This is a genomic window from uncultured Massilia sp., assembly GCF_913773735.1.
Lineage (GTDB): Bacteria > Pseudomonadota > Gammaproteobacteria > Burkholderiales > Burkholderiaceae_D > Telluria.
On record NZ_CAJYEB010000037.1, the window covers coordinates 132,598 to 155,754 of the forward strand.

A 23,157-nucleotide genomic window follows, 5' to 3' on the forward strand; every position below is an offset into this window, starting at 1 on the left:
AAGCACCCCGGTCTTTCTCGTATTGCGGATTCATGCCAACTGTTTGTTCGAACCTGCCAGCCGCGACGCCCCGCGTCACCGGCGCCTACCTGCTCCCCCTGCTCGAAACCGCGGCCGCGCACGGCATCGAGGCGTCGTCGCTGGCGCTCGCCGCCGGCCTGGCCCCGGACGCCCTGCCGCCGCTGCCGCTGCAGAACCCGTCCGACCTGCCCGAATCGCTGCCCGCGCCCGCCTACATCGCCCTGCTCGACGCCGGCGCGCGCCTGGCCGGCGACCCGCACTTCGGCCTGCACGTGGGCGAGCGCGTGCGTCCCGGCACCTACAGCGTGCACGGCGTCGTGCTGCTGGCCTGCCAGCACCTGGGCCAGGCGTTCGAACTGACCCAGCGCTACGAACAGCTGGCGCACGACCTGGGCCGCTCGCAGCTGGCGCTGGACGGCGGCCTGGCGCGCTACGGCTGGACCTCCCAGTATCCGCGCGCCAGCCGCCACCTGGCCGAAAGCGTGTTCGCCGGCATCCGCGTGTTCGGCTGCTGGCTGGCCGGGCGCCCGCTGGCCCCGCTGGACGTCTGCTTCGCCCACGACCGCGACGACGAGGCCGACCCGGCCGAGTACGAACGGGTGCTGGGCGTGGCGCCGCGCTTCGGCACCGGCGCCAACACGGCCGCCTTCGACGCCGCGATCCTGGCGATTCCCGTGCCGAACGCCGATGCCGGCCTATTCCCGGTGCTGCGCGAACACGCCGAGCGCCTGCTGCGCGAACGCGAGCGCAACGGCGTGGTCGGCGACGTGCACGACGCCGTGGTGCGCCACCTGGTGCCCGACCTGGCGCGCGCGCTGGCGCCGGAACCGGTGCGCCTGGCCGGCATCGCCGCCGAGATCGGGATGTCGGCGCGCACGCTGCAGCGCAAGCTGGCCGACGCCGGCTCCAGCTTCCAGCAGGTGCTGGACGGCGCGCGCCACGCGCTGGCGCTGGACTACCTGCGCCAGGACGGCCTGTCGCTGGTCGACATCGCCTTCCTGCTGGGCTACCAGGAGCAGAGCGCGTTCACCCACGCCTTCCGCGAATGGTCGGGCATGAATCCGGGCGCCTGGCGCGAGCGCCAGCGCACGCTGGCGGCGGCGGGGTGAGAACGGATCAGCGCCGCGCCAGCGCCCCGAGGTCGTCCAGCGCCGGCACGATCGCCAGCACGCACAGCAGCAGCGCCAGCGGCACCGTCGACAGGTAGCCCACGTGGGCGAAGCCCAGCGCCCCCAGCACGCCGCCGCCGAAGAAGCACAGCAGCAGCGTGCAGAGCAGGCGCAGGCGCGCGCCGTTGGCCGTGCGGTAGGGCAGCTTGCCCAGCTCGATGCCGATGTCGGTGACGATGCCGGTCATGTGGGTGGTGCGGATCTCGGCGTGCGACAGCTTGGTCATCAGGGCGTTCTGCAGGCCCATCATGAAGCACAGCAGCATCACGGTGACGGGCACGAACAGGCCCTCGACGCCCGCCAGGCGCGCGCCCAGCACGCCGAAGGCCAGCAGCAGCAGGGCCTCCAGCAGCAGCGGCAGCGCGTATTCGCTGGCCAGGCCGCGGCGGCGCGCGTGGTTGACCATCACGGCCGTGCAGGCCGCGCCCAGCAGGAAGGACAGCAGCGCCCCCAGCGCATCCAGCACCAGAGCGGCGGCGCCCAGCGCGAGCCGGTCGGCGGCGGCGGAGATGATGCCGGTCATGTGCGAGGTGTACTGCCGTACCGCCAGGAAGCCGCCGGCATTGATCGCCCCGGCCGTGAAGGCGAGCGCGAAGCCCAGGTGGCGGTTGGCGCGCGGACTGCGCGCCTGGCTGGTGAGCGTACGGATGTAATGGATGGGCACGGCGCGGCTCCTTTCTTCTTGTTATCGATACTACGACAAGGCCGGGGCGGCGGCGAGAACAACGTCGCGCCGGCATCGCCGGGCGTGGCTATAATTGATGATCCACCAAGAACAACGCCACCATCACGCCGTGAACCCACATCTCGACAGATTGCACCCCTACCCGTTCGAAAAACTGCGCCAGCTGTTCGCCGGCGTCGTGCCGAACCCGGACCACGCCCACATCAGCCTGGGCATCGGCGAACCGAAGCATGCGACGCCCACCTTCATCGAGAAGGCGCTGACGCACGGCATCGCCGGCCTGGCCAGCTATCCGAGCACCCACGGCGGCGAGCCGCTGCGCGCCGCCGTCGCCGGCTGGCTCGAACGCCGCTATGGCGTGCCGCCGATCGATCCGGCCACGATGGTGCTGCCGGTGAACGGCTCGCGCGAGGCGCTGTTCGGGATCGCCCAGTGCACGATCGACGCGTCGCGCCCCGGCGCGCTGGTGATGTGCCCGAACCCGTTCTACCAGATCTACGAGGGCGCGGCCTACCTGGCCGGCGCCGAGCCGTACTTCGTAAACGCCGAGCCGGGCCGCAACTTCGCGCCCGACTACGCCAGCGTGCCTGACGCGGTGTGGGCGCGCGTGCAACTGCTGTACGTGTGCTCGCCGGGCAATCCGACCGGCGCCGTGCTGGCGCTGGACGACTGGCGCACGCTGTTCGACCTGGCCGACCGCCACGGCTTCGTGGTCGCGGCCGACGAGTGCTATTCCGAGATCTATTTCGGCGCGACGCCGCCGCTGGGCGCCCTCGAGGCCGCGCACCAGCTCGGCAGGAGCGGCGGCGCGCGTCCGTATGCGAACCTGATCGTGTTCTCGAGCCTGTCGAAGCGCTCGAACGTGCCGGGCATGCGCTCGGGCTTCGTGGCCGGCGACCCGGAACTGATGAAGAAATTCCTGCTGTACCGCACCTACTGCGGCGGCGCGATGCCGCCGCCGGTGCAGGCGGCGTCGTGCGCGGCCTGGAACGACGAGGCCCACGTGCAGGACAACCGCAACCTGTACAAGGAAAAGTTCAGCCTGATCACCCCGCTGCTCAGGCAGGTGATGGACGTCGAACTGCCCGACGCCGGCTTCTACCTGTGGGCCGACGTGCGCCGGACCGGCCTGTCCGACACCGAGTTCGCACGCGCGCTGTACGCCGAATATAATGTGACGGTTTTGCCCGGCAGTTACCTGGCGCGCGACGCGCACGGCAGCAACCCGGGCCGCGACCGCATCCGCATGGCCCTCGTCGCCGGCGTGGACGAGGGACTGGAAGCGGCGAACCGCATCGTCCAGTTCTGCAAGGACCGCCGGTCCGCCGGCAACGCCTGAAGATTTCAACCCTGATAGAGCAACAACCATGACCCAACAACTCCAGAACATCATCGACACGGCCTGGGAACAGCGCGCCGAGATCAGCCCCAGCAGCGCCAGCGCCGAGGTGCGCGACGCCGTCGCCCACGTCCTCCAGGGCCTCGACGACGGCACCCTGCGCGTCGCCCAGAAGGACAGCGGCAGCTGGGTCGTCAACCAGTGGATCAAGAAGGCCGTGCTGCTGTCGTTCCGCCTCGAGAACAACGTGCCCGTCGAAGGCGGCGGCATGCAGTTCTACGACAAGGTCCCGACCAAGTTCGCCAACTACAGCGCCGAGGACTTCGCCCGGGGCGGCTTCCGCGTCGTGCCGCCGGCCGTCGCGCGCCGTGGCGCCTTCATCGGCAAGAACGTCGTGCTGATGCCGTCCTACGTGAACATCGGCGCCTACGTCGACGAAGGCGCGATGGTCGACACCTGGGCCACCGTCGGCTCCTGCGCCCAGATCGGCAAGAACGTGCACCTGTCGGGCGGCGTCGGCATCGGCGGCGTGCTGGAACCGATGCAGGCCAACCCGACCATCATCGAGGACAACTGCTTCATCGGCGCCCGCTCGGAAATCGTCGAAGGCGTGATCGTCGAGGAGAACTCGGTGATCTCGATGGGCGTGTACATCGGCCAGTCGACCAAGATCTACAACCGCGAGACCGGCGAAGTGACCTACGGCCGCGTGCCGTCGGGGTCGGTGGTCGTGTCGGGCAGCCTGCCGTCCAGCGACGGCAAGTACAGCCTGTACTGCGCGGTGATCGTCAAGCGCGTCGACGCGCAGACGCGCGCCAAGACCGGCATCAACGAGCTGCTGCGCGGCGCGTGATTTTCGCGGCGTGCATCGCGAACGCCGTTTCGCAGCGCGAATGAAAACCGGGGTCAGAGCCCCTTGACAAGCAACACCGGGTTCTGACCCCTCTGGAGAACGCCCATGGCCATGGAACGCCTGTTCCAACTGATGAAGGAAAAGAACGCGTCCGACATGTTCTTCGCGGTCAATTCCCCAGTCCACATCAAGATCAACGGCAACCTCATTCCGATCAACCAGAACAAGCTGGAACCGGACAACATCGACTCGCTGCTGTCCGAGATCGCCACGCCCGAGCAGATGGCCGAACTCCGGCGCGAGAACGAACTGAACATGGGCATCTCGGTGCCCAACCTGGGCCGCTTCCGCTTGTCGGCCTTCCGCCAGCGCGGCACCATTTCCGCCGTGTTCCGCTTCGTGCCCGCCAACATCCCGCCGCTGGACGAGCTGGGCCTGCCGCCCGTGCTGTCCGACCTGATCATGGAAAAGCGCGGCCTGCTGCTGCTGGTCGGCGCCACCGGTTCGGGCAAGTCGACCACGATCGCCTCGATGCTCGACCACCGCAACGAGCAGCGCTCCGGCCACATCCTGACGCTGGAAGACCCGATCGAATACCTGTTCAAGAACAAGAAGTGCATCGTCAACCAGCGCGAGATCGGCAGCGACGCCAGCAGCTACGAGGTCGCCCTGCGCAATTCCCTGCGCCAGGCGCCCGACTGCATTCTGATCGGCGAGATCCGCGACAAGGAGACGATGGCCGCCGCCCTCGCCTACGCCCAGTCCGGCCACCTGGTGCTGGCGACGCTGCACGCGAACAACAGCTACAACGCGCTGAACCGCATCATCAGCTTCTACCCGATCGAAAACCGCCCCGCGCTGCTGCAGGACCTGTCCTCGACGATCAAGGCGATCGTCTCGCAGCGCCTGGTGCGCGCGCGCGCCGGCGGCCGGCGCCACGCGGCCGTCGAGATCATGGTCAACACGCGCTACGTCGCCGACCTGATCGAGAAGGGCGAGATCGGCCAGATCAAGGACGCGATCGACCGCAGCCTGTCGCCCGGCTCGCAATCGTTCGAGCGGGCGCTGCTGGACCTGGTGGTGGCCGAGGCGATCACCCAGGAAGAGGCGCTGGCCAACGCGGATTCGGCCACCAACCTGCTATGGCTGATCAACAATGGCGCGGACAGCCTGACGCGCCGGGAAACCGACGCGCCGCCAGCGCGCACGCCCGAGATGCCGGCCGGGCCGTCGTTCACGGAATTCACGCTCGACCGCTAGGAACCTGCGCGGCAGGAGGGCGCACCAACACGGTCGCACACCGCGGAGCGTCTGGCGCTACCGGTTTCCCGGCAGCCCGGGCCGAACGTCCTTCGGCCGCGCCGACGCCCGGGCTGTCACGGGAACATCGACGCCGTGCGCGCGGCGGCTCAGCCGCATAACAAGCCCAGCAACTGTTCCGCCTGCGGCACCGAGGTCCTGGCCATGCCCAGCTGGATCGCCAGGTCGCGGCCGATGTCGCGCACCCGCCAGCTCAGCTCGCGCAACGCGAGTTCGCTCTCGAACATCTCGAACGGATCCGGCGGCGCGCCCTCCCCCTCCAGCACGGCAATGTGCATGTCGAGCCCGGTCGCGGCGAAGGCGCGCTGCACCAGCATCAGGCGTTCGCGCGTGCGCAGCAACAGGTCGGCGTGGCGCGGCGCGACCTTGCCGCCGTGCGCCAGCGCCCCGGCCAGCTCGGTGGCGCCGGACAGGCGCGCGGCCAGTTCGGCGATCTCGTCCTCGTGCATCGACGCCGCGCCGACGTCGAGCGTGCGCGCGCCGAGGCCATGGCCGGCCTCCGACACCAGCGCCGCCACCTGGCGCGGATGCTCGCCGGCGACGATCTTCAGGGCCAGCTCGATGCGCTGCAGGGCGTTCGGCTTGTGCAGCAGGCCGGCGATCAGCTCGGCGCTGGCCAGCAACTGGCCGGCCGGGCTGCTCTGCCCCACGATCATGGCGCGCGGATAGCCCGAACCGTTCAGGCGTTCGTGGTGCTCCGCCACCGCGATGCCGACCGCCGGCGGGCAGGTTTCCAGGTCCTGGATCAGCAGGCGGCCGATGTGCGGGTGGACGATCAGGTGCGCCCACTCGTCCGGCGCCAGCACGCGCGTCGCATTGACCAGCGCCGGGTCGATGTACAGCTCGCCGATATCGTGCAGCACGCCCGCCATGCAGGCGACGCGCCGCTCGTCCGGTCCCAGGCCCGCATGCGTGGCGAACGCGAACGCCAGCGTCGCCACCTCGGCCAGGTGGCGCAGCGCGTCCTTGCCGCCCCGTTCGGTCATCGTCAGCATCATCGTCATCGCCGGGCCGAACGCGAGCGCGTCGAACTCGCGCCGCAGCGCGCCGGCCGTGGCGCCCGAGGCGGCCACGATGGCCGCCAGCGTCGGCGACGCCTCGCAGGCCTGGACGGCGCACTCGGCCAGCATGCAGGCGTCGGTGCCGCCGTCGACGGCGATGCTCGACTCCAGGGGCTTGCGCAGGCGGTGCACGATCAGGCGTTCCTGCAGGCGGCGCGACACCGTGGCGCCCTTCGCCAGCAGCTTGGTGCCGTGGGTATCGTAGATGTCTTCGCTGGCCACCACGCCCATTTCCTCGGACAGGGCCATGACCTTGTTCAGGTAGTGTTCATTGACGATGGAGCCGGCAGGCGTAGTGGTCATGGAATCCTTTCCAGCGGCGGGGTCGCGGTCGTTGGAACGAGGGATGAAATGAAATGGACAAGTGCTAATGTACCATTAAAAAAATTCTTTATGGAAACGATTGGTAATGCCCTGATATGAAAGATGTTTTTTTGAAATCAGGCGGCCGTGGTCGGCCCTGGCCGTGCCGGCAGGCTGTGCTATCCTTCGCCCCTTCCCCACCCTGCAACATCGCCGGCCCGCCCGGCACTGCACTTCGGCCATGAAAAAGACCCTCTACGGTATTCCCAACTGCGACACCGTCAAGAAAGCGCGCACCTGGCTGGCCGACAACGGCCACGCCTTCGACTTCCACGACTTCAAGAAGCAGGGCCTCGAGCGCACCACCGTGGCCGCCTGGCTCGACCAGGTCGACTGGGAACTCCTGGTGAACCGCAAGGGCACCACCTGGCGCAAGCTGTCCGACGAACGCCGCGCGCAGGTCGTCGACAAGGCCAGCGCCCTCGAGGTGATGCTGGAAAACCCGTCCGTGATCAAGCGGCCGGTGCTGGAAGGCGCGGGGCCGCTGGCGGTCGGGTTCTCGAGCGCGCAGTACGCGGCCATCTTCGGGACCGGCGCCGCATGAAGCCGTCGCGCACCCAGTCGCTCACCGAAGCGTTGATCGCGCTCGATTCCGTCACGCCGCACGACCGGGGCTGCCAGCAGCGCCTCGTCGAACTGCTGGCGCCGCTGGGCTTTTCCTGCGAGACCGTCGTCTCGAACGGCGTCACCAACCTGTGGGCGCGGCGCGGCACGACGGCGCCGCTGTTCGTGTTCGCCGGCCATACCGACGTGGTGCCGAGCGGTCCCGTCGACCAGTGGTCGTCGCAACCGTTCGCGCCCACGGTGCGCGACGGCCGGCTGTACGGCCGCGGCGCCTCCGACATGAAGACCTCGATCGCTGCCATGGTCGTCGCCGTCGAGGAATTCACGCGCGCCCATCCGGACCATGCCGGCTCGATCGCCTTCCTGGTCACCAGCGACGAGGAAGGCCCGGCCACGGACGGCACCGTGGTCGTCTGCGAACTGCTGGAAGAACGCGGCGAACGGCCCGACTACTGCCTGGTCGGCGAACCGACCTCCAGCCACGTGCTGGGCGACACCATCAAGAACGGGCGCCGCGGGTCGCTGTCCGGCTGCCTCGTCGTCAAGGGCGTGCAGGGCCACATCGCCTATCCGCACCTGGCGCGCAACCCGATCCACCAGGCCGCGCCGGCGCTGGCCGAGCTGGCCGCCGAGCGCTGGGACGAGGGCAACGCCTACTTCCCGCCGACCAGCTGGCAGGTGTCGAACATCGCCGCCGGCACCGGCGCGACCAACGTCATCCCGGGCCAGTTGCGGATCGACTTCAACTTCCGCTTCTCGACCGCCAGCACGGCCGAGAGCCTGCAGGCGCGCGTGCACGCGATCCTCGACCGCCACGGCCTGGACTACGACCTGCAGTGGACGCTGTCGGGCGAGCCGTTCCTGACGCCGAAGGGCCTGCTGTCGGACGCCGTCTGCGGCGCCATCGCGGACGAACTGGGCGTGGCGACCGAACTGTCGACCACGGGCGGCACCTCGGACGGGCGCTTCATCGCCCGCATCTGCCCCCAGGTGGTAGAATTCGGACCGCCCAACGCCAGCATCCACAAGATCGACGAGCACATCGAAGTGCGCTGGATCGATCCGCTCAAGAACATCTACCGCCGCACGCTGGAACGCCTGCTGGCGGCTTAATCGACATCCGAACATGGCCATGACCACCACCACCTTCCGCACGCCGCGCGACCTGCTGCGCTACGCCGTCACCCGCTTCAACGGCGCCAAGCTGTTCTTCGGCCACGGCAGCGCCGAAGCCCTCGACGAAGCCGCCTACCTGATCCTGCACACGCTCAAGCTCCCGCTCGACAAGCTGGACCCGTTCCTCGACGCGCGCCTGCTGCCCGAGGAAGTGCTGCAGGTGCTGGCCGTGATCGAGCGCCGCGTCGGCGAGCGCGTGCCGGCCGCCTACATCACCAACGAGGCCTGGCTGGGCAGCTACAACTTCTACGTCGACGAACGCGTGCTGGTGCCGCGCTCCTTCATCGCCGAACTGATCCCGAACGCCTTCGCGCCCTGGATCGCCGATCCGGACGGCGTCGAGAACGTGCTCGAGCTGTGCACGGGGTCGGGCTGCCTGGCGATCATGATGGCCGACGCCTTCCCGAACGCCGTCGTCGATGCCGTCGACATCTCGCAGGACGCGCTGGCCGTGGCCGAGCGCAACATCCGCGACTACAAGCTGGAAGGCCGCGTCAACCCGATCGAGTCGGACCTGTACCAGAACGTGCCGTTCAAGAAGTACGACCTGATCGTCACCAACCCGCCCTACGTGAACAGCGACTCGATGGCCAAGCTGCCGCCGGAATACCTGCGCGAGCCGCAGATCGCCCTGGCCGGCGGCGAGGACGGCATGGACCTGGTGCGCAAGATCGTCGACGGCGCGGCCGAGCGCCTGACCCCGGAAGGTATCCTGGTGGTCGAGATCGGCAACGAGCGCGAATTCGCCGAAGCCGCCTTCGGCCACCTGGGCCTGACCTGGCTGACCACCAGCATCGGCGACGATGCGGTGTTCCTCCTGACGGCCGAGCAGCTGGTCAAATAAACACCCCACCGTCGCCCCGGCGCGGGCCGGGGTCCAGGTGCGTGGCATGTCCTCGACACTGGGCCCCGGCCGGCGCCGGGGCGACGTTCATACGATAACGCCCATGATCCGATTTACCAACGTCAGCCTGATGCGCGGCACCAAGCCGCTGCTGGAAGACGCCGACCTCACCCTCAATCCAGGCGACAAGATCGGCCTGATCGGCGCCAACGGCGCCGGCAAGTCCAGCCTGTTCGCCATGCTGCGCGGCGAACTGCACCCGGACCAGGGCGAGATCGACTTGCCGGCGCGCTGGCGCATGGCCTACGTGGCCCAGGAAACCCCGGCGCTGGAGCGTCCCGCGATCGAGTACGCGATCGACGGCGACGTCAACCTGCGCACGCTCCAGGCCGAACTGGAGCGCCTGGAAGCGCTGCCGCACACGACGGAGAACGGGATCGCGATCGGCGAGGTCCACGCGGGCCTGGCCGACGCCGACGCCTACACGGTGCGCCCGCGCGCCGAGCAGCTGCTGCTGGGCCTGGGCTTCACGCTGGAACAGATGGCGCGTCCGGTGTCGAGCTTCTCGGGTGGCTGGCGCATGCGCCTGAACCTGGCGCAGGCGCTGATGTGCCCGTCCGACCTGCTGCTGCTGGACGAACCGACCAACCACCTGGACCTGGACGCCATCATCTGGCTGGAGGACTGGCTCAAGCGCTACCCGGGCACGCTGGTCGTGATCTCGCACGACCGCGACTTCCTCGACGAGATCGTGGGCGTGGTCGTGCACATCGACGAGCGCAAGCTGAAACGCTACTCGGGCAACTATTCCGCGTTCGAGCGCCAGCGCGCGGCAGGCCTGGTGCTGGCCGCGGCCGCCTACGAGAAGCAGCAGCGCACGCGCGCCCACCTGCAATCCTTCGTCGACCGCTTCAAGGCCAAGGCCACCAAGGCACGCCAGGCCCAGAGCCGCATGAAGGCGCTGGCCAAGATGGAAGAACTGGCGCCGCTGCGCGCCGCCGCCGAATTCGCGTTCGAGTTCCGCGAGCCGCTGTCCGCCCCGAACCCGCTGCTGGTGATGGAAGACGTGGACGCCGGCTACCCGATCCTGGACGCCCACGGCGACAAGGTCGACGGCAAGGTGATCGTGCACCGCGTGAACTTCTCGCTGCAGACGGGCCAGCGCATCGGCCTGCTGGGCGTGAACGGCGCCGGCAAGTCGACCCTGATCAAGACCATCGCGGCGGAGCTGCAGCCGCTGGGCGGCACGGCCACGCTGGGCAAGGGCCTGGTGATCGGCTACTTCGCCCAGCACCAGGTCGAGATGCTGCGCCACGACGAGTCGCCGCTGTGGCACCTGCAAAAGATCGCGCCGACGGTGCGCGAGCAGGAGCTGCGCAACTTCCTGGGCGGCTTCAACTTCCCGGGTGACATGGTGACGAGTCCGATCAAGCCCTTCTCGGGCGGCGAGAAGGCGCGCCTGGCGCTGGCGCTGATCGTGTGGCAGCGCCCGAACCTGCTGCTGCTGGACGAACCGACCAACCACCTGGACCTGGAGACGCGCGAGGCGCTGACGCTGGCGCTGGCGCAGTTCGAGGGCACGCTGGTCGTGGTCTCGCACGACCGCCACCTGCTGCGCGCCACCACCGACCAGTTCATCATCGTGGCCGACGGCCGCCTGCAGCCCTTCGACGGCGACCTGGACGACTACAAGGACTGGCTGTTCCAGACCAAGCTGGGCAAGGGCACCGAGGCGCCCGCCCTGCCGGCCAGGACCGACGCCGCCGCCGGCGCCGCCGCGCCGGCGCCCATGGTCGACCGCAAGGAGCAGAAGCGCCTCGAAGCCGGCGAGCGCCAGCGCCTGGCCGCCCTGCGCAAGCCGATCGACAACCGCATCAAGCGGCTCGAGGAACAGATGGCCAAGCTGAACGCGAAGAAGGCCGAGGTCGACGCGCGCCTGCTCGAACCGGGCATCTACGAGGCCGACAAGAAGGAAGAACTGAAGCACCTGGTGGCCGACCAGGCCTTCCTGACGCGCGACCTGGGCAACCTGGAAAACGAGTGGCTGGGGTTGCAGGAACAGCTGGAGGCGCTGACGGCTTGAGCGGTGCCGGTGGCGGCGCAAAGGTGTCCGCCACGCGCACCCTAGGCGAACTGGCGCCGGGCGCCGGCGACTGGTCCCTTCACCGACATCAGGCGCTCGATGTCGAGCAGGATCAGGCGCCGTCCGCCCGCCTGCCACAGCCCGACCAGGTAATCGGCCTGCACGCCCTGCGCCCCCGGCAGCGGCGCCATCTGGTCCGGCGCCAGCGTCACCACGCCGGTGACGCCGTCCACCACCATTCCCATCGTGCAGCGCGACAGCTTCAGGATGATCACGTCGGTCATCGGATCGGGCGCGCCGGGGCTGGTGCCGAAGGCCGCGCGCATGTCCACCAGCGGCATGATCACGCCGCGCGAGACGGCCACCCCGCCGACGATCGCGCCGGCCGCCGCGAAGCGCTCGAGCGCCTTCAGCACCCGCAATTCCTGCACCCTGGCGAAATCGATGCCGTATTCGAGGCCGCCGAGCGCGAAACTCAGGTATTGCGTCGGCGCTGCGGGCGTGATGGTGTCATGCATGGCGAATCCTTTCGTGGGGATTGCCATCCTAAGCCAGGGCGGGTCGGCGAAAGTTGATTGCAGTCAACTTTCCCAGATACATTTCGCACCTTGCATTCAGCGCCTGCCTCCGTACAATATCCGCTACCTGCACCCGACGAGGACGATCCGATGTACCGCTGGCTACGACGCCTGTTTGCCGGCCCGGCGGTCGCGCCAGCCTCCGCGCCGGCCTCGGCGCCAGCGTCCGCCGACGCACCCGCGCCCGCCGCCGGACCCGACCCGGCGCCTGCCCCTGCACCTGCCCCAGCCTCCGTCGCGTTCGACCAGCTCGACCGCATCGAGCGCGCCTGGAACGACTGGTTGTTCGAATGCGGCGACGCGGACGGCCTGGCGCTGAACGAGGCGCAGACCCGCGTGCTCGACGCGCTGGCCCCGATCCGCGCGGCGCAGCAGTCGGGCGCCGCGCTGGTGCGGCGCATGCCGGGGCTGGTCCCGCAACTGCTGCAGACCCTGCGCAGCGACACGTTTTCCGGCAGCGCGCTGGCGCGCACGATCTCGTCCGACCCGGTGCTGGTGGCCGCCGTCGTCCGCCTGGCCAACAGCTGCCAGCAGGGTACCGGCAGCACGGTTTCCAGCATCGAGCACGCGGTGATCCTGATCGGCCAGGAAGGGTTGCGCCAGCTGATCACGACGGTGGCGTTCCGTCCCATCGTCGACGTCCATTCGGGTTTCTACACGCGCCGCCTGGTGCCGCGCCTGTGGGAGCACGCCGAGCGCTGCGCGAGCAGCGCGCGCCGGGTCGCGCCCGACGCCGGGGTCGAGCCGTTCGACGCCTTCCTCGCCGGCCTGCTGCAGCACGTGGGCCTCGCCTGCGCCCTGCGCATGATGGACCAGGCGGCCAGGGGCGAGCGGCGCCTGGCCTCGGAGGTCTTCCTGGCGCGCCTGCTGCACGACACGCGCCTGCTGGCCGCCGACATCGCGCGCGAATGGCATTTCCCCGACACGGTGGTGCAGGCCCTGCGCGAGCAGGGCGAGATGCGCAAGGGCGCGCCGATGTCGCCGCTGGGCCGCCTGCTCAGGCTGACCGGCTACCTGGGCAAGGTGCGCATGCTGGTCGAGAACGGCCTGCTGGACGAGGCCGACCCGGAACTGTTCAGCGGCCTGCCGGCGCACGCCGCGCCCTGCTATGCGGCGCTGGTCGCGAGCCGCCAGCAACCCGCGCCCGCCTGATCAGGCGCCCTTGCGCACCAGGTAGCGCAGCGCGTCGGCATGGGCGGCCACCGCCCGCCAGAACGCGGCGAACTTGCCGTCCTCGCCGTCCTGGAGGACGGGCGCGTCCGTGTCCGCGTCCCGGTGCCAGCGCAGCAGCAGCCGGTACAGCCTGAGCGTGCCGGACTGTCCCGCCAGAAAGCGTTCGAGATGCTCCGGGTCCGGCTCCAGGCACAGGTCGGGCCGCCCGTTGTCGGGCCCCAGCAGCAGGCGCACCAGGCCGGCCTGCAGCGCATGCTCGGCCACGTCCGGCAGCACCAGCTTGATCTCGACGTCCTGCTGCGCCGGGCGCAGCGCCAGCCGGTAGAACATCAGGCCGTGCAGCGGCAGCGCGCGCTCGCGGGTGTCGATGCGCCAGTCGGCCCAGGCGCGCGGCACGAAGCGCAGCGCCAGGCCGCGGCCCTGCTGCTCGCCGCCGAGCAGGACCACGCCGCCGGCGCCGCCGCCGTCCGGCCGCGCCGCGACCAGGCGGCGCAGCACCGCGTCGGCGAACTGCGCCTCGGCGGAGCGCGTACGCGCCAGCAGCGCGTCGACCGTGTCGCGCCGTTCCCAGTAGGCCGGCGCCCACGCGGGGACCGGCGTCCACGGCGCCACCGGCGCGCCCGCGGCCGCGCGCCGCGCCAGGGCATCCTTCAGGGCCAGCAGCGCGGCGTGGTGGCGGTTCGCCAGCGCCTGCTCGGCATCCTCGGCGCCGTCCAGCGCGTCGGCCAGCCGCCGCAGGGCGGCGCGGTAGCCCAGCAGGTAGGCCTGCAGCGCGGCATCGCTCATCTGCGCGTGCAACTGCGCGTGCAACTGCGCGTGCAACTGCGCGTGCGCCGCCGGCGCTTCCAGCGCCGCATCCAGCGCGGCAAGGACCTCGCGCCCCCACTGGATCGCGCTCCAGCCGGGGTTCTCGGCCAGCACCTCCGGCTCGTCGCGCACCGTCAGGTACAGCAGGCGCAGGCGCGACGGCGGCCGCCCCGCGAAGCGGGCCAGCAGGCGCTCGCGCTGCGGCTTCAGGCGGCGCAGGTCGTCCCTGCCGCCGCTTCCCGCCACGATGGCGACGGCCCAGTCCGCGCCTTCGACCAGCACGTCGGCCGCGCCGGACTTGCGCTCCTGCGGACCGGCGACCGCGACCGGGCCGCCGGCGGCGCCATCGGCGACGCGGCGCAGGAAATGGCCCAGGAAGGCGTCGCCCAGGCCGTGGTTGCCGCGCGGGTCGAGCAGCCAGGCCAGCACCGCCATGTGGCGCGCGTCGTCGGCCGCGGCGCCCGGCGCCGCGAACGGATCGAAGCGCGCGCGCCGCGCGTCCAGCGCCAGGAAATCCGGATCGGCGCACAGGGCCGCCAGGCCGGTCGTGATGTGTTCGTCGTCCACTGCGTCTATCTCGGGAGGATGGCTGCCGGCCGGCCCGCGGCGGGGCCGGCCGGCATGCGCCCATGGGTTTACTGCTTGACCTGGGCGTCGGTCAGCGCCAGCTGGCGGTTCTGCTCGTCGAGCCAGGCCTTCAGCGGGGCGAAGTACTCCAGCATCGCGGTCGCGTCCAGGCGGTCCTCGCCGGTCACGGCCTTCAGGGCTTCCGGCCACGGCTTGCTGGTGCCCATCTCCAGCATCTGCTGGAACTTGGCGCCGGCCCGCTTGTTGCCGTAGATCGAGCAGCGGTTCAGCGGCCCGGTGTCGCCGGCCTCGCGGCACAGCGCGCGGTGGAACTGGAACTGCAGCACGTGGGCCAGGAAGTAGCGCGCGTACGGGGTGTCGCTGGCGACGTGGAACTTGGCGCCGGCGTCGAAGCCGTCGGGACCCAGGGGCGCCGGGCGCGCCACGCCCTGGTACTGTTCCTTCAGGGCCCACCAGGCCTTGTCGTAGTCGGCCGGCTTGACCTGGCCGCCGTAGACCTGCCAGCGCCACTTGTCGACCATGTAGGCGAACGGCAGGAAGGCGACCTTCTGCAGCGCCGTGTACAGCAGCGGGCCGATGTCCTGCGACGGATCCGGTTCGCGCTCCATCAGGCCGACCTTCTTGAGGTAGGCCGGCGTGATCGACAACGCGACGGTGTCGCCGATGGCTTCGTGGAAGCCGTCGTTGGCGCCGTTCTTGAACAGCGCCGGCTGCTTGCTGTAGGCCAGGTCGTAGTACAGGTGGCCCAGCTCATGGTGGATGACGCGGAAGTCCTCGGCGGTCGGGTTGATGCACATCTTCACGCGCACGTCGTCCTTGCCGTCCAGGTCCCAGGCCGAGGCGTGGCAGACCACGTCGCGGTCGCGCGGCTTGGTCAGCAGCGAGCGCTCCCAGAAGGTCTCGGGCAGCTTGCGCATGCCCAGCGAGGTGTAGAAGCCCTCGGCATAGCGGGTCATCTCGACGGCCGTGGTCTTGCGCGCTTCCAGCAGCGTGGTCAGGTCTTCCCCCCTGGCGTCGTCGGCCGGCTTGAGCAGCGGGTACAGGTTGTCCCAGCTCTGCGCCCACATATTGCCCAGCAGGTGGGCCGGGATCGGGCCGCTGGCCGGGACCGCCGCGGCGCCGTAGGCCTGGCGCAGCTTGAAGCGGGTATAGGTGTGCAGCGACGCATACAGCGGGCGCACCTGCTGCCACAGGCGCTCCATGTCGGCGGCGAAGGCATCCGGGGCCATGTCGTAGCGGGCGCGCCACAGGGCGCCGGTGTCGGCATAGCCCATCGCGCGCGCGCCCTTGTTGGACAATTCGACGTACTTCGCGTAGTCCTGCTTGTAGGCCGGCGACTGCGCGTGCCAGCCCAGCCACGCTTCCTTCAAACGCGCCGGATCGCGGCTGGTGGCCAGGATCTTTTCCAGCTCGCCCAGCGGCAGGCAGGCGTCCCTGGCGGCGCCCGGCGGGCAGTATTTCGCCTTGCCGTAGGCGCCCGTCATGCTGGCGGCCAGGCGCGCATAGGCGGCGCGGTCGGCGTCGTCGGACAGCACCAGGTTCTGGCGCAGCAGCATCAGCTTGCGGCCGCTGGCCGCCGGCAGCGCCAGGTCCTTGTAGCGGCCGGCGGCCAGCGCGACCTCGCCCGCCAGGCCGAGGTACTGCTCGTTGGCCTGGGCCGTCATGGTCTCGGTGTCGAGCGTGATGAAGTTCTCGGCCACCCATTCGGCGCGGCCGGCGTCGAGGCCGAGTTTTTCCAGGCGCGCTTCGGCGTCGGCGATGAAGCGCTCGGCTTCGGCGACGGTCGGCTTGCCCTTGCTGGCGGCGGCGGCCGGCAGCGCCAGCATGGCGTTGGCGCACAGCGCGGCGGCCAGCACGGCGCCCAGGCGCGGCTGGCGGATCGGATGCATCGTTTTCAAGTGGTCGGTCCCCTCGGTTATGTCATGTCGCCGGCGCGTGGCCGGCGCCCGAGTATACGCCGACCCTCAGTCTTCGGAAAGCGCCGCCTCGCTGGTCCACGCGACCTGGCCGGCCGCGCCGGAGAACAGCAGCTCGCCGCGCTGCGGCCCGCGCAGGCGCGTGCGGATCTCGCGCGGCGAAAGGCGGTAGGGCGCGCTGTTGGCGGCCGGGTCGTAGCCGAGCACGCGCACGTGCGTCTCGCCCTGCACCATGCGCACCGCCACCGCGGCCACGCTGGCCGCGTCGCGCTTCTGCGCCTCCAGCCGCGCCAGCATCTGCAGGCCGGCCGCGCGCTCGGCCTCGGCCGCCTTGATCCTGGCCGAGACGTCGGAGATCGCCTTCAGCGCCGGCGCCACGTCCTGGCCCATGCGCTGGAACTGGCGCGCCTGCTCGGGCGACAGCGCGATCTCGTTCTTGCGCACCTTGGACGCCACCATCAGGTAGCGCCGCACGTCCGGCTTGCCCGTCATGGCCTCCATCTCGGCCTTGTGGCGCGCGGCCAGTTCGCCGAACTGGGCCACGCGCTGGCCGACCGCGGCCAGCGCTTCGTCGATGCGGCCGTCGTCGGGGCGCAGCACGGCCACCAGCATTTCGCTCTGCTTGCGCGGCAGCGTGCATTCGATGGTCACGCGGCGGCCGGCGATGGCGCAGCCCTCGGCCGTCCCGACCTCGACCTCGTCGCCGATCATCTCGCAGTTGACGGCGTGCGCGATGCGGATGCGCGTGCCCGAGATCACGCAGTTGTCGGCGCGCTCGATCAGCACCGCGCCGTCCTCGGCCTGCAGCACGGCGCCGGAGGCCAGGCCGACCACGCGGATGTCGCCGCGCCGGTTGTGGGCGCTGCCGCCCATCAGGTTGGCATGCAGCAGGATCGTGCCGCCGCGCGAGACCAGGCGCCCGAACACGTCGCCGTGCACGGTAATGCTCTCCCCTTCGAGCACGCGCAGTTCCTGGACTTCGCCGAACTCCTCGTAGTCGGCGCTGAGCTGCAGGTTGCCGGTGGTGCGGGCGCTGACGCCGTCGTGGCTGACGATCTTGGCGCCGACGGAGATGCTGCTGCTCTTGGCGTCCACGGCCAGGAAGCCGGCCTGCGTCGCCACCAGGAATTCGCCGTCGCGCGCGCGCTCGACGGACGTGCCGGGGCCGGCGTAGGGCGCCAGCGCGGTATCGCGTCCCGGCGTCGACGGTAGCGCCGCGCCCGACATCTCGAAGCCCGGTTCGCCGGTGGTGGCGGGAATCTTCTGCAGCAGGCGCTTGCCGGCCTGGACTTGCGGGAAGCGGTTCTGGAAACTGGTCAGGTCGAGGCGGCCGTTGGCCAGCTGGCGCGGGGCATCGTTGCGGCGGATGTCGTCCGTGACCTCGACGATGCGGGCATCGACGCCCGCCACCGGCTCGATGCGGCGCGCGACGACGATGCGGTCGGGCCGGCCGGCGTGGGCCGCGGCCATGGCGGCGCGCACGGCGGCCACGTCGACGCCGCAGCGGATGCCCTTGAGCCACATGTCGGCGACGAATTCGTCGACATCGAGCGCGACCAGCTGCTCCGGGGCGGACGGGTCGAGCGCATCGGCCAGCCAGGCCGGCTCGAAATAGTATTCCGCGCGGCCGGCGCCCAGCTTGACGGCGCGGTACAGCGCGCGCCGGGCCGGGTCGAACGGCACGATGTCGGCGGCGAGGCGCACGCACGGCGCGCCATCGGCGTCGCGCGGCAGCTCGGGGCCGTGGCCGAACAGCGCCTTGAGGAAGACCGGATAGTCGAGGCCGGTGAAATACCGGCCGGAGCGGAATACGCTGTCGACGGCGGCGACCAGCGTCGTGCCGAGCACGGCCGGGTCGGCGTACACGCCGTCATCGCGCCTGGCGATGCAATGTTCGGGGCCGCTGGCGGCGCCTGCGAAGCGCGCGGCCGGGACGACGGATTCTATGGACACGATGTGGCTCCCGCCCAGGTTGATGTCCCGGCAAGGTTTGGGCCGGGGGCTAGGCTGGCAAGCGTATCATGTTGCCGCAATTAAATAAATATACTGCAACTAGATTGTTGCAAGGAAATTTAAGTTTACGAAATGAAATTTCGTAACGCAACGCCGCGCCGGTCAGCGGCGGCGCTGGTACAGGTCCATGCCGGCTTCGTTGATCTGGCGCCGCAGATCGCGCCGCTCGTCCGGCGTCATGCGCCCGCCGCGGCCTTCGCGGCGCTCGTTCTGTTCCTGCTGGCGTCGCTCTTCCATGGCGCGCTGTTCCATCTGGCGCTGGTCGCGGTCCTGCGGCGGCAGGTAGAAGCGGCCCGGCCGCGGACCTTCCTGCATGCCCTGCGGCGGCATGTTGCCGTTGTCGCGGCGGTCGCCGCCCTGCTGGGCGAACGCGGCGCCGGCGCCAAGCACCAGGACGCACGCCAACGCAGCGCGGCGCGCGGCGTTGGCCAGCCGGCCTGCCTTCGTTCCTGCTCGATGGTTGGTGAACGCACTGTTCATGGTGTTCCTCTTCCGCGATGCCATGTAAGGGGATAAGCTGTCAAGACTGGGGCGTGAATCCCGGGTCGATGCCCGTATCAAGCGATTGGTGATCCGATGGAAAGCAGTGTATGTGGAAACCACAGGAGGCATAAGGCGAATTGGGTAAAGTTTGTAACACAATGTAATGCCTCAGCAGTTACACCTGTCCACCAATCGATATGAAGTTACCATAGCGACATTAATCTGACAAATGCCGACCGAAATATGAATGCAAGCACTCAGACTGCCGGCAGTGCCGGCGCCACTGGCGGCCATGCCGCCAAGATCATGGTGGTCGACGACGACATGCGCCTGCGCGACCTGCTGCGCCGCTACCTGACCGAACAGGGATTCCAGGTCGTGACGGCGGAAAGCGCGCCGGCCATGAACAAGCTGTGGCTGCGCGAGCGCTACGACCTGCTCGTGCTCGACCTGATGCTGCCGGGCGAGGACGGCCTGTCGATCTGCCGCCGCCTGCGCGGCGCCGGCGACCAGACCCCGATCATCATGCTGACCGCCAAGGGCGAGGACGTCGACCGCATCGTCGGCCTCGAAATGGGCGCGGACGATTACCTGCCCAAGCCGTTCAACCCGCGCGAGCTAGTGGCGCGCATCAACGCGGTCCTGCGCCGCAAGGGTCCGGACGAGATCCCCGGCGCGCCCAGCGAGACCCCGCAGACCTTCGAGTTCGGCGACTTCGTGCTCGACCTGGGCACGCGCACGCTGAAGAAGAACGGCGAGACCGTGCCCCTGACCACCGGCGAATTCTCGGTGCTGAAGGTGTTCGCGCGCCACGCGCGCCAGCCGCTGTCGCGCGAGAAGCTGATGGAACTGGCGCGCGGCCGCGAATACGAGGTGTTCGACCGTTCGCTCGACGTGCAAATCTCGCGCCTGCGCAAGCTGATCGAACCCGATCCTTCCAGCCCGCTGTACATCCAGACGGTGTGGGGCCTGGGCTACGTGTTCATCCCTGAAGGCCAGCCGCGCTAGTGTCCACGATGTCCCCGGCGCACCCGGAACCACGCGCGCAGCCCCGCCCGGTGCCGCGCCTGCTCGGCTGGATCCGCAGCGGCCTGTTCTGGCGCACGTTCTTCCTGCTGTCCCTGCTGACGACGCTGTCGATGGCCTCGTGGATCGGCATGATCAACGTGTTCCAGCGCGGCCCGCAGGCCGAGCAGACGGCCGAACTGCTGGTGTCCGTCGTCACCATCACCAAGGCGGCGCTGACCCACTCGGCGCCGGACCTGCGCACGGAACTGCTGTTCGAACTGGTTTCCAACGAGGGCATCCGCATCCTGACGCTGGAGCCGACCGACAAGGTCGAGCCGCCGGCGAAGTTCCTCACGCCGGAGATCGCCGCCATCGTGCGCGCCAAGCTGGGGCCGGACACGCGCTTCTCGCGCCGCGTCAACGACCTGCCCGGCTTCTGGGTCAGCTTCGACATCGACGGCGACAAGTACTGGCTGATGCTCGAGCGCGACCGCCTGGACAACCTGACGCGCGTGCAATGGCTCGGCTGGGCCACCGTGGTCGGCGCCCTGTCCCTGCTGGGCGCGGCGCTGATCTCCAGCCTGGTCAACCTGCCGCTGTCGCGCCTGGCCGGCGCGGCGCGCGCGATTGCCCAGGGCAAGCGCCCCGCCCCGCTGCCCGAGAAAGGCTCGCAGGAGATCATCGAGGCCAACCGCAGCTTCAACCAGATGGTCGACGACCTGCAGCAGCTCGAGAAGGACCGCGCGATCATCCTGGCCGGCATCTCGCACGACCTGCGCACGCCGCTGGCGCGCATGCAGCTCGAGGTGGAAATGGCCAGCCTGTCGCCGGAGGCGCGCGAGGGCATGCAGTCCGACATCGCCCAGATGGACGCCATCATCGGCCAGTTCCTCGACTTCGCCCGCCCCACCGAGAGCGCGACCTTCACCACGGTGGACCTGTCCGAGCTGCTCGAGGACTGCGCGCGCGAGGCCGCACGCCTGCCGGACGTGCGGGTCACCGCCGACGTGGAGCCGGACATCCACGTGCTGGGCAATCCGACCGACCTGCGCCGCGTGATCAACAACGTGATCGAGAACGCGCGCCGCTACGGCAAGACCCCGGGCGAGGACGTGACCGAGATCGACATCGCCTGCCACGCCAGGCTGACGGGCCACGGCCGCCGCGCCATGGTCGAGATCAACGACCACGGCAGCGGCGTGCCCGAGGACCAGATCGCGCAGCTGCTGCGTCCGTTCACGCGGCTGGACAGCGCGCGCGGCCAGGCCAACGGCGCCGGCCTGGGCCTGGCCATCGTCGAGCGCGTGATCACCCGCCACAACGCCGAACTCACGGTGCGCAACCGCGACGGCGGCGGCCTGCTGCTGCAGTTCGCGCTGCCGCTGGCGCCCTGATTCCTCCCTTCCTGCTGCCGCACGAGAAAAAGCCGCCCGCGCATCGCTGCGCCGGGCGGCAAATCCGGACGGGCGTCCGGAGAGACAGAGACAGTGCGATCAACACTGAGGAAACTACACCGCACAGATAAGGCCGCGCGCGGCGGGCGCAAGCCCCGTCGTGGGTGATCGATGGCGCGCCTGCGTGTAAGCCTGGTCGGACAGCCTCGCCGCAGCCCCGCAGCGCGCCCTGCAGGCGGCTTGCGCACGGGCGGCAGGGTGCGGCAACGTACGGAGCGCCTGGCGGACGCGGCGCAGGATGGACGCATCTACGGGAGGACACCATGAAGCGTTCAATGAGCCTGCTGATCGCCGCCCTGCTGGCGGCACCGGCCGCAATGGCCGCCAGCGACATCGTCAAGTGCGTGGATGCGGCGGGCCACGTGACGTTCACCGACCAGCCCTGCCCCGCCGGCGCCACCGCGACGCGGCTGGCGCAGGACGGCGCCGCGGCCTACGGCGGTTCGGGCACGGGCGGGGACACCGGTGCGTCCGGCCCGGACGGCCCGTCCGCCACCGCCACCGCCGCCGCCCCCGCGCCGGCGCTGCAGCGTTACGTGCTCCCGCCGGCCGACATGCGCCACGCCGCCTGGAAGCAGAGGGCCGCCGAGCGCCCCGCCTCGCTGGCGCGCGACATCGCCACGCTCAAGGAAGCGCGGCGCATGCAGCTGCTGCAGGACGGACCGCGCCAGCACCTGGCCGGCATCGCCAACTGAGCCGCGCCCGGCACGGGTCCGGCCCGCGCCATGCGCCGCTGCCGGCGCGTGGCCGCGTGCGTGTTCAGGCCAGGAAGCGCGCCGTCCCCGCCACGCGGATCGAGCTGCCCGGGACCGGGCCGATGCCGGCATGCAGGCGCGAGCGCATGCCCATGTCCTCGCCCTGCACCACGTCGATGGCCCCGCCGTGCGGCCAGCCGAGGTCGCGCAGGTAGCCGGCCAGCGCGGCGGTGCCGGCGCCGGTGGCCGGGTCCTCGTAGACGCCGCCGATGGCGAACGGATTACGGGTATGGAACAGGCGCGCCGACGCGGCCCAGGCCAGCACGATCGTGGTCAGGCCATGTTCGGCCATCAGCGCCCTGCCCGCTTCCAGTGCATAGCGCATGGCACCCAGCCGCGCGCGGCTGGACAGGGCCAGCACCAGATGGTCGGCGCCCGCGTGCGCCACGGCGGGCGGGATGCGCGGATCGAGGTCGGCGCCGGCATAGCCGAACAGGGCCAGCGCCGCCGCGACCAGCCCGGGGTCGGCAGGACCGCTGCGCGTGGGCGGCGACTGCAGCGCGGCGGCCACGCGCGCGCCGTCGCGCCGGCCCTCGACGGTGATGGCGGCGGCGTTCAGCGCCAGCGCGAAGGTGCCGTCGCCATGCGCGCGCGCCAGCGCCGCGCCCAGCGCGATGGTCGCGTGTCCGCAGAACGGCACCTCGGCCGCGGGCGAGAAATAGCGCACGCGCCAGCCCGTGCCGGCGGGCGCGGCGAAGGCCGTCTCGGAAAAACCGACGGCGCGCGCCACGCGCTGCATCTCGGCCGCGGGCGGCAGCGCGGCGCCGATCCAGACGCCGGCCGGATTGCCGCCCGTATCGCCGTCGGAGAACGCGGCGATGCGCAGGATGGCGGCAGGGTCGACGGAGGTGGCGTGCTGGGCGGTCATGGGCGGGTCCTGGCGGGCTGGAACGACGATGATAAT

General features: G+C 70.3%; 20 protein-coding genes. 12 read left to right on the forward strand and 8 right to left on the reverse strand.

Annotated features, from left to right (window positions below):
- The first annotated feature begins 32 nt into the window (after positions 1-32).
- Positions 33-1,130, forward strand: coding sequence for an AraC family transcriptional regulator (locus QZ749_RS19485; protein ID WP_296950057.1), 1,098 nt, complete (start codon positions 33-35; stop codon positions 1,128-1,130).
- 7 nt (positions 1,131-1,137) lie between these two features.
- On the opposite strand, the gene QZ749_RS19490 is transcribed toward QZ749_RS19485, so the two are convergent.
- Positions 1,138-1,854, reverse strand: coding sequence for a YoaK family protein (locus QZ749_RS19490; protein ID WP_296950058.1), 717 nt, complete (start codon positions 1,852-1,854; stop codon positions 1,138-1,140).
- 130 nt (positions 1,855-1,984) lie between these two features.
- Here QZ749_RS19490 and dapC point away from each other — a divergent pair, with 130 nt between their 5' ends.
- The 3 genes from dapC to QZ749_RS19505 all read left to right on the forward strand — a co-directional run bounded on the left by dapC (position 1,985) and on the right by QZ749_RS19505 (position 5,327).
- Positions 1,985-3,214 carry a succinyldiaminopimelate transaminase gene (gene dapC, locus QZ749_RS19495; protein WP_296950061.1) on the forward strand — a complete coding sequence of 410 codons (1,230 nt, stop codon included), beginning with the start codon at positions 1,985-1,987 and terminating at the stop codon, positions 3,212-3,214.
- Positions 3,215-3,242: 28 nt separating this feature from the next.
- Positions 3,243-4,067, forward strand: coding sequence for a 2,3,4,5-tetrahydropyridine-2,6-dicarboxylate N-succinyltransferase (dapD, locus tag QZ749_RS19500; RefSeq protein ID WP_296950063.1), 825 nt, complete (start codon positions 3,243-3,245; stop codon positions 4,065-4,067).
- Positions 4,068-4,172: 105 nt separating this feature from the next.
- A complete protein-coding gene (locus tag QZ749_RS19505) occupies positions 4,173-5,327 on the forward strand; it encodes a PilT/PilU family type 4a pilus ATPase (RefSeq protein WP_296950066.1) in 1,155 nt (384 codons plus the stop codon).
- 149 nt (positions 5,328-5,476) lie between these two features.
- On the opposite strand, the gene QZ749_RS19510 is transcribed toward QZ749_RS19505, so the two are convergent.
- Entirely contained in the window at positions 5,477-6,751 is a 1,275-nt protein-coding gene (locus QZ749_RS19510) for an HD-GYP domain-containing protein (protein WP_296950067.1), read from the reverse strand.
- Between the two features lie 241 nt (positions 6,752-6,992).
- Between QZ749_RS19510 and QZ749_RS19515 the strand changes: the two genes are divergently transcribed.
- The 4 genes from QZ749_RS19515 to QZ749_RS19530 all read left to right on the forward strand — a co-directional run bounded on the left by QZ749_RS19515 (position 6,993) and on the right by QZ749_RS19530 (position 11,478).
- The gene (locus QZ749_RS19515) at positions 6,993-7,355 is read left to right on the forward strand and encodes an ArsC family reductase (protein WP_296950069.1); all 363 of its coding nucleotides are present in this window, start codon (positions 6,993-6,995) and stop codon (positions 7,353-7,355) included.
- A complete protein-coding gene (gene dapE / locus QZ749_RS19520) occupies positions 7,352-8,488 on the forward strand; it encodes a succinyl-diaminopimelate desuccinylase (protein ID WP_296950071.1) in 1,137 nt (378 codons plus the stop codon). The genes QZ749_RS19515 and dapE overlap by 4 nt, the downstream gene beginning before the upstream one ends.
- 19 nt (positions 8,489-8,507) lie before the next feature.
- A complete protein-coding gene (gene prmB, locus QZ749_RS19525; RefSeq protein WP_296950073.1) occupies positions 8,508-9,395 on the forward strand; it encodes a 50S ribosomal protein L3 N(5)-glutamine methyltransferase in 888 nt (295 codons plus the stop codon).
- Between the two features lie 103 nt (positions 9,396-9,498).
- Positions 9,499-11,478 (forward strand): ATP-binding cassette domain-containing protein, encoded by a 1,980-nt coding sequence (locus QZ749_RS19530; RefSeq protein ID WP_296950075.1) that lies wholly within the window; start codon positions 9,499-9,501, stop codon positions 11,476-11,478.
- 41 nt (positions 11,479-11,519) lie between these two features.
- Here the strand turns inward: QZ749_RS19530 and QZ749_RS19535 are convergent, their stop codons facing one another.
- The gene (locus QZ749_RS19535) at positions 11,520-11,996 is read right to left on the reverse strand and encodes a chemotaxis protein CheW (protein ID WP_296950077.1); all 477 of its coding nucleotides are present in this window, start codon (positions 11,994-11,996) and stop codon (positions 11,520-11,522) included.
- 150 nt (positions 11,997-12,146) lie between these two features.
- Between QZ749_RS19535 and QZ749_RS19540 the strand changes: the two genes are divergently transcribed.
- Positions 12,147-13,208, forward strand: coding sequence for an HDOD domain-containing protein (locus tag QZ749_RS19540; RefSeq protein ID WP_296950079.1), 1,062 nt, complete (start codon positions 12,147-12,149; stop codon positions 13,206-13,208).
- Here the strand turns inward: QZ749_RS19540 and QZ749_RS19545 are convergent, their stop codons facing one another.
- The 4 genes from QZ749_RS19545 to QZ749_RS19560 form a co-directional block, all read right to left on the reverse strand.
- A complete protein-coding gene (locus QZ749_RS19545; protein ID WP_296950081.1) occupies positions 13,209-14,603 on the reverse strand; it encodes a PD-(D/E)XK nuclease family protein in 1,395 nt (464 codons plus the stop codon).
- Between the two features lie 68 nt (positions 14,604-14,671).
- Entirely contained in the window at positions 14,672-16,513 is a 1,842-nt protein-coding gene (locus tag QZ749_RS19550) for a M2 family metallopeptidase (RefSeq protein ID WP_296950320.1), read from the reverse strand.
- A gap of 75 nt (positions 16,514-16,588) precedes the next feature.
- Positions 16,589-18,493, reverse strand: a complete 1,905-nt coding sequence (locus tag QZ749_RS19555; protein ID WP_296950083.1) for a flagellar assembly protein A — start codon at positions 18,491-18,493, stop codon at positions 16,589-16,591.
- Between the two features lie 162 nt (positions 18,494-18,655).
- A complete protein-coding gene (locus QZ749_RS19560; protein ID WP_296950084.1) occupies positions 18,656-19,033 on the reverse strand; it encodes a hypothetical protein in 378 nt (125 codons plus the stop codon).
- 246 nt (positions 19,034-19,279) lie between these two features.
- Between QZ749_RS19560 and ompR the strand changes: the two genes are divergently transcribed.
- The 3 genes from ompR (at position 19,280) to QZ749_RS19575 (ending at position 22,193) form a co-directional block, all read left to right on the forward strand.
- Positions 19,280-20,044 (forward strand): two-component system response regulator OmpR, encoded by a 765-nt coding sequence (gene ompR, locus QZ749_RS19565; protein ID WP_296950086.1) that lies wholly within the window; start codon positions 19,280-19,282, stop codon positions 20,042-20,044.
- An 8-nt stretch (positions 20,045-20,052) separates the two neighbouring features.
- The gene (locus QZ749_RS19570) at positions 20,053-21,438 is read left to right on the forward strand and encodes an ATP-binding protein (protein ID WP_296950323.1); all 1,386 of its coding nucleotides are present in this window, start codon (positions 20,053-20,055) and stop codon (positions 21,436-21,438) included.
- Positions 21,439-21,761: 323 nt separating this feature from the next.
- Positions 21,762-22,193: a DUF4124 domain-containing protein gene (locus QZ749_RS19575; RefSeq protein ID WP_296950088.1), complete on the forward strand. Its 432-nt coding sequence runs from the start codon at positions 21,762-21,764 to the stop codon at positions 22,191-22,193.
- A 64-nt stretch (positions 22,194-22,257) separates the two neighbouring features.
- Here QZ749_RS19575 and QZ749_RS19580 read toward each other — a convergent pair whose 3' ends face one another.
- On the reverse strand, positions 22,258-23,121 hold the full coding sequence (locus QZ749_RS19580) for a PhzF family phenazine biosynthesis protein (protein ID WP_296950089.1): 864 nt from the start codon (positions 23,119-23,121) through the stop codon (positions 22,258-22,260).
- Positions 23,122-23,157 lie beyond the last annotated feature (36 nt).

Coding starts and splice junctions, on each gene's coding strand:
- ompR (WP_296950086.1), top strand. CDS start 19,280: ATGAATGCAAGCACTCAGACTGCCGGCAGTGCCGGCGCCACTGGCGGC.
- dapD (WP_296950063.1), top strand. CDS start 3,243: ATGACCCAACAACTCCAGAACATCATCGACACGGCCTGGGAACAGCGC.
- QZ749_RS19540 (WP_296950079.1), top strand. CDS start 12,147: ATGTACCGCTGGCTACGACGCCTGTTTGCCGGCCCGGCGGTCGCGCCA.
- QZ749_RS19515 (WP_296950069.1), top strand. CDS start 6,993: ATGAAAAAGACCCTCTACGGTATTCCCAACTGCGACACCGTCAAGAAA.
- prmB (WP_296950073.1), top strand. CDS start 8,508: ATGACCACCACCACCTTCCGCACGCCGCGCGACCTGCTGCGCTACGCC.
- QZ749_RS19550 (WP_296950320.1), bottom strand. CDS start 16,513: ATGCATCCGATCCGCCAGCCGCGCCTGGGCGCCGTGCTGGCCGCCGCG.
- QZ749_RS19510 (WP_296950067.1), bottom strand. CDS start 6,751: ATGACCACTACGCCTGCCGGCTCCATCGTCAATGAACACTACCTGAAC.
- dapE (WP_296950071.1), top strand. CDS start 7,352: ATGAAGCCGTCGCGCACCCAGTCGCTCACCGAAGCGTTGATCGCGCTC.
- QZ749_RS19580 (WP_296950089.1), bottom strand. CDS start 23,121: ATGACCGCCCAGCACGCCACCTCCGTCGACCCTGCCGCCATCCTGCGC.
- QZ749_RS19535 (WP_296950077.1), bottom strand. CDS start 11,996: ATGCATGACACCATCACGCCCGCAGCGCCGACGCAATACCTGAGTTTC.
- QZ749_RS19560 (WP_296950084.1), bottom strand. CDS start 19,033: ATGAACAGTGCGTTCACCAACCATCGAGCAGGAACGAAGGCAGGCCGG.
- QZ749_RS19530 (WP_296950075.1), top strand. CDS start 9,499: ATGATCCGATTTACCAACGTCAGCCTGATGCGCGGCACCAAGCCGCTG.
- QZ749_RS19485 (WP_296950057.1), top strand. CDS start 33: ATGCCAACTGTTTGTTCGAACCTGCCAGCCGCGACGCCCCGCGTCACC.
- QZ749_RS19505 (WP_296950066.1), top strand. CDS start 4,173: ATGGCCATGGAACGCCTGTTCCAACTGATGAAGGAAAAGAACGCGTCC.
- QZ749_RS19575 (WP_296950088.1), top strand. CDS start 21,762: ATGAAGCGTTCAATGAGCCTGCTGATCGCCGCCCTGCTGGCGGCACCG.
- QZ749_RS19570 (WP_296950323.1), top strand. CDS start 20,053: ATGTCCCCGGCGCACCCGGAACCACGCGCGCAGCCCCGCCCGGTGCCG.